Below are 6,000 nucleotides of genomic sequence, written 5' to 3'. Positions count from 1 at the left end.
ACGGGTGCCACAGGCGACGTTGGCGCTACGGGGCCTGCCGGACCTACGGGTGCCACAGGCGACGTTGGCGCTACCGGACCTGCCGGACCTACAGGTGCTACGGGCGACGTTGGCGCTACCGGACCTGCCGGACCTACAGGTGCTACGGGCGACGTTGGCGCTACGGGGCCTGCTGGACCTATCGGACCTATCGGGCCTATTGGCGACACTGGACCTGTCGGACCTACGGGCGACACGGGACCGATTGGACCAACTGGACCGACCGGGCCATTTGGTCTTGGCTTTACCGGTCCAATTGGACCGACTGGACCTACAGGACCTATCGGACCTACGGGGCCAACTGGTCCTACTGGACCCACTGGGCCGACCGGACTCTAATCTTCTATTATTACCACATCATGGACTTAAACGACGTATCATATCCTACCGCCAAAGCCTCTTAGCAAGTTATGGCTTTGCCATCCTTGCCCTGCCGCAATTGCGGCAGGGCTTCTATAATCAGGTCTCTTTTAATTCCAATTTTAGGTTTGACCTCAATCCTTAAATGGTTCCCAAAGGAGTGATACTCAATTGATCAGTATCAGCCTGTGCATGATCGTCAAAAATGACCAACATACCATCGGCCCTTGCCTTGAATCGGTCCATCATATTGTAGATGAAATCAACATCGTGGACACAGGTTCACAGGATCGGACTATTGACATATGTCGCAGCTTTACAGATCGGATTTTTCCGTTTGAATGGGTAGATCATTTTGCCCTTGCACGTAACTATTCATTTGAGCAAGCTACGCAGGAGTACATTCTCTGGCTGGATGCCGATGACATTTTCAAGGAGCAGGATGCTATCAAGCTGCTTGAGCTAAAGCATACTCTTGATTCCTCAGCTATATCAACCGTGGATGCAGTGTCCATGAAGTATCATTATGCCTTCGATGATCATGGCAATGTCACCCTGCATTTTCGTCGGAATCGCTTGGTCAGACGGTCGGCCGGGTTCCGTTGGCATGGAGCCGTGCATGAGTATCTCGCCGTAGACGGAAATATTCTACATGCGGATATTGCCATAACTCACACCAGAACACATACCCATACCCCGGGCCGAAATCTGCGAATTTATGAGAAGCAGCTCGCCCAAGGCCATGACTTCTCTCCCCGCGACCGCTACTATTACGCTAACGAGCTTAGAGACAATGGAAGATATGAGCAGGCCGTGCAGGCTTACCGAGACTTTCTAAACACCGAACAAGGCTGGGTAGAGGACGCAATTAGTGCATGTGGCAAAATGGCTGACTGTCTGCAACAACTCGGCAAACTGGAGGAAAGTATTACCGCGGCTCTCCGTAGCCTGACCTTCGATACGCCTAGAGCGGAGCTTTGTTGTCGGATGGGTCATTATTTTTTGCATAAAAATGAGATTCCCAAAGCCGTTTACTGGTACGACATGGCTACCACTCTGAATCCTCCTAACACGCTGGGCCCGGTACAAGACGCATACCAAACATGGTTTCCTCATATCCAGCTATGCATTTGCCATTTTCGGCTAAAAGACTATACACGTGCGAACTGGCACAATGAGCAAGCAGCCACGTACGTTCCCAATGACCCGCATGTCCAGCATAATCGACAATATTTCAGCTCAATCCTGAACCCTTCCCAATAGAGATGCCTCCCATAGCCAGCCATCATTCTTTAAGTCAGTCAAAGGAGGAGCAAACCAATGCAACCACAGAAACGGTACAAGATAGCGGTCTATGCCATCAGCAAAAATGAAGCCCGATTCGCCAAGCGCTGGATGAACTCCATGCGGGAAGCTGATGTTGTCATTGTAGCCGACACCGGTTCTACAGACGACACCGTTGCTCTACTGCGCGAGGCGGGTGCAGAGGTACATCCTATTCAGGTAGTCCCTTGGCGTTTTGACAAGGCTCGCAATGAGTCCCTGCGGCTGGTCCCTGACGATGTAGATATTTGTGTCTGTACAGATCTGGATGAAGTCTGGGAGGAGGGATGGCGGTCGCGCCTGGAAAGCAACTGGAAGGATGGAACGACTCGAATGCTGTATGCCTTTACACATGGACAGCCTGGAAGGGATACCGCTTATACATGGTTCTGGAAAGAAAAAATACACACTCGTCATGACTACCACTGGGTACGCCCGGTTCATGAAGTGCTTGAATATATCGGGGAAGGCGAAGAATACAGCATCCGATCAGAGCAACTCCGCTTGTATCATGATCCCGATCCGCACAAGTCACGCAGCCAATACCTTCCACTGCTAGAGCAGTCTGTACGTGAATTTCCCGAGGATGATCGCAATATGCATTACTTGGGGCGAGAATATATGTATCATGCCCGTTGGGACGAATGCATCACTACGCTGCAACAACATCTTGCCATGCCACAGGCGCGCTGGGCCGATGAACGCAGCGCTTCGATGCGTTTTATCGCTAGAGCGTATAAGGCAACTGAACAATGGCATGAGGCTGCACGTTGGTTATACCGTGCTATTGCGGAAGCGCCCTATTTACGTGAACCTTACACGGAAATGGCTCAGCTTGCCTATCATACACGGAACTGGCCCGCCGTCTATCATATGGTCGAAGAAGCGCTGCGCATTTCGACACGACCAGATACGTATATGCAAGAGAATTTTTGCTGGGATGCTACTTTGTATGATCTTGGAGCCCTCGCTTGCTATGAGTTGGGCCTAATACACAAAGCCTGTGAATTTGCGAAAGAAGCAACAGAACGCTCCCCGGAAGATTCTCGCCTTCGCCATAATTATGCGCTAATTCAATCCAGGCTTCCATAGAAACCCACACCCCGTCCTGTAGGTTGAATAACTTGGTATAAGAACTTGTGGTTGGCAAAGGAGGTTATTGAGATCAAAGTTCTATTTACTTTTTATATACCCAGCGGTGGCGTGGAAACCTTGAACCGCCAACGCTGTAAAGCGCTCATTCAGGACGGGATTGAATGTCATCTTCTCTATTATCAGCAGGGTACAGGGATGCAAAACCTGCAAGGCGATATTCCGGTGTTCATGACTTCCTCTGAAGAAGAAATTCGAAAACTGGTGGAGACTCATCGCTACGATGCAATTATCATCTCTTCGGACTATCCTATGCTCCCTAGACTGCGAATGTTGGGCTATCAAGGGATATTAATCTATGAATCACAAGGCTTTGGCACTCACGAAGAAGCTGCTTGGGTTGTTGCAGATGCATCTCCGTATCTTCAAAATTATGCTGACGCGGTGCTTCTACCCGATACAACTCACCTCGTGCAGCTATTTTCCAGCATGTGTCCATGGCTTGATCGTTATGTATTTCCGAACGTATTGGATACTAGCGTATTTAATTATGTACCTAACACTCCCCCGGTTAATCCGGTCATTGCATGGGTTGGGCGGCTTGAGCCCAATAAGAATTGGCGGCATTTTATAGACATATCTTACTGGATGCTGCAAAATCGTGCCGATCTTCGGATTTGGATGTTCTATGATGACACCTTGTCGCAGACGGAGGATAAAATACAATTCGAGAACATGCTTGCTCAGCTTGGCATGTCCACGATCATTGAGCGTTTTAAAAGCGTGCCTCATGCGAAAATGCCTTTGTATTATTCCATGATTGGCGACTCGGGTGGGTATCTGCTCTCGACTTCACTGGTGGAGGGATTCGGCTACGCGGTAGCTGAGGCCATGGCCTGTCGTTGCCCGGTCTTAAGCTCTGATTCAGACGGAGTACGAGCATTCATTGACCATAACGAAACCGGCAAGTTTTATCAGCAGGGAGACATTTTACAGGCGGTACTGCAAGGACTAGACCTCATGAACAACGTCCCTCATCGCGAATCTATCCGCCAGAAGGGGCGGACACGGATCGTTAACCTGTTGGCGCCAGATAAATATGTGCGCTCCTTCCGGCAGATGATGAGCTCGTTGGGTGTACGTTAACCTGCTATTGTAGTACATGCCGCAAAAGTCTGTTTCATGATCCAAAAAAGCTGACGACAACCCTATTTTTACACACGGGCCATCGTCAGCTTGATGCGTTTGCTGTGCATTACTGAATATTAGGGAACTATCTGATCTTCAATAAACGTTCTCCTGCATGAATATCCTTCGAGTTTTCAGCTAAGATATCTGTGTACACCGCAGTATTGGTTACTATAACAGAGGTGGTGAGATCATATCCTTCATCCACTATAGCTTTTGGATCAAATTCAACCAGCTTGTCCCCTTTTTGAATCGTATCTCCTTCAGACACAAAAGAAGTGAAATGTTTCCCTTTTAAGCTAACCGTATTAATTCCAATGTGAATGAGCAGTTCAACTCCATCCTCAGAGATCAGTCCAATCGCATGTTTTGTTTTGAAAACGGTAACAACAGTTCCGTTAAACGGTGCGTAAGCTACCCCTTCTTGGGGGATAATCGCGGCTCCCTGACCCATCGCACCACTGGAGAAAGCCTCATCTTTCACTGCGGTCAAACGAATCAATTCACCGTTTAAAGGACTAAATACCGTTTTTTCTTCCGCTTTGTTTTCAACTGCAACCTTAATTTCAGGCGCGGGTTTTGCATTCTTATAGCCGAAAAGATAGGTCAGAATAAATCCGACTACAAAAGCGACAACCAAAGAGATAATAAAGCCAATAAAGCCTGCATCTATCCCCTTTGGATTAATGAATAAAGGGATACCAAAAATCCCGCCTGAGGCAAATCCATATGCTGTTGAGCCGAGTAAGCCCGCTGCAGCTCCTCCTACACCCCCAGCGATCGAGGCTAAAATAAACGGTTTTTTGGTGGGTAGCGTAACCCCGTAAATAGCTGGTTCAGTAACCCCCATCAAACCCGCGATGGTAGCAGAAGTCGCAATAGGTTTTAATTTAGGGTCGCGTGATTTCAAAGCAATGGCAAAAGCCGCACCTGTTTGCGCAAACGTAGTACAGAACAGCATACCGTTAATCGGATCAAACCCGTTCGTAACTACATTATTCAGGAGAATCGGAATGAACGCCCAGTGCAAGCCAAAGATAATAATCCCTTGCCAGAACCCAGCCAGAACGAGACCAGCTATAGCCGGACTTAACTGGTAAATCCACATGGAGCCTTTGGCTAATCCATCACTGATTATAGTTGCTATCGGCCCGACAACCAGAAAAACAATCGGTGATATAATGACCAAGGTCAGAAAAGGCACAATGAACATTTTAATGGATGCAGGTGCATACTTACTAATAAATTTTTCAACCTTAGCTGCCAAGAACGCCCCAATAATGATAGGTATAACAGAAGAAGTATAATTAATCAGAACGACAGGTATGGTCAAAAAGGACAGCGCCGTTTTATCCGTAAAAGCCGAAGTAATGGTCGGATACACCAAGGCGGCCCCCAAAACAGCAGATAGATACGGGTTTCCTCCGAATTTTTTACCTGCTGAAAACCCTAGAATAACTGGAAAGAAATAAAACATAGCGTCTGCTGTTGCATATAAAATTTTGTATGTGCCCATCTGATCAGTCATCCAGCCCAGAGATGTGCATAAAGCCAGCAATCCTTTTAGAATCCCCACAGCAGCGAGCACACCCACAACGGGCATGAACACGCCTGAGATCACATCGACAAATCGGCTGAACAGGCTCGCTTTTTCATTCTTTTGATCGTCTTCAACTGTCTGGTCTCCGTGCTTTACTCCCATCGTATCCAAAAGAGCCTCGTATACTTTGGGAACCTCATTCCCGATGACCACCTGGAATTGGCCGCCACTTTCCACGACGGTAATGACACCGTCAATCTGTTTAATTTTTTCTTTATCTGGCAATTGGTTATCCTTTAATTTGAATCTCAAACGAGTGACACAGTGAATGACACTATACACATTTTCGTTTCCCCCCACCGATCTAAGCACTTCTCTAGCTGTCTTTTGGTAATCCATCATGATCACTCCTGGATGCGTTTTCTATTTCTCCACTCCACCTGTTAGCTTACTCCTGT

Annotated in this window: 4 protein-coding genes and 1 pseudogene; 4 read left to right on the top strand and 1 reads right to left on the bottom strand. The window is 47.8% G+C overall.

All coding sequences use genetic code 11. The annotated features are described in order from the left end of the window. The 4 genes and pseudogenes from HFE01_RS19680 to HFE01_RS19665 all read left to right on the top strand — a co-directional run. A pseudogene (locus tag HFE01_RS19680) lies at nt 1-372 on the top strand (hypothetical protein); the annotation flags it as partial. A 198-nt stretch (nt 373-570) separates the two neighbouring features. After that, nucleotides 571-1,662, top strand: a complete 1,092-nt coding sequence (locus HFE01_RS19675) for a glycosyltransferase (RefSeq protein ID WP_167438364.1) — start codon at nt 571-573, stop codon at nt 1,660-1,662. Nucleotides 1,663-1,719: 57 nt separating this feature from the next. Continuing rightward, entirely contained in the window at nt 1,720-2,814 is a 1,095-nt protein-coding gene (locus HFE01_RS19670; RefSeq protein ID WP_167438363.1) for a tetratricopeptide repeat-containing glycosyltransferase, read from the top strand. A gap of 51 nt (nt 2,815-2,865) precedes the next feature. After that, nucleotides 2,866-3,960 carry a glycosyltransferase family 4 protein gene (locus tag HFE01_RS19665; protein WP_167438362.1) on the top strand — a complete coding sequence of 365 codons (1,095 nt, stop codon included), beginning with the start codon at nt 2,866-2,868 and terminating at the stop codon, nt 3,958-3,960. A 127-nt stretch (nt 3,961-4,087) separates the two neighbouring features. Here the strand turns inward: HFE01_RS19665 and HFE01_RS19660 are convergent, their stop codons facing one another. Continuing rightward, the gene (locus HFE01_RS19660; protein WP_017427339.1) at nt 4,088-5,941 is read right to left on the bottom strand and encodes a beta-glucoside-specific PTS transporter subunit IIABC; all 1,854 of its coding nucleotides are present in this window, start codon (nt 5,939-5,941) and stop codon (nt 4,088-4,090) included. Nucleotides 5,942-6,000 lie beyond the last annotated feature (59 nt).

This window comes from Paenibacillus sp. EKM10P, assembly GCF_011800655.1.
GTDB lineage: Bacteria > Bacillota > Bacilli > Paenibacillales > Paenibacillaceae > Paenibacillus > Paenibacillus polymyxa.
The sequence above is the reverse complement of the archived record's forward strand: the minus strand, read 5'-3'. Positions and strand labels throughout refer to the sequence as shown.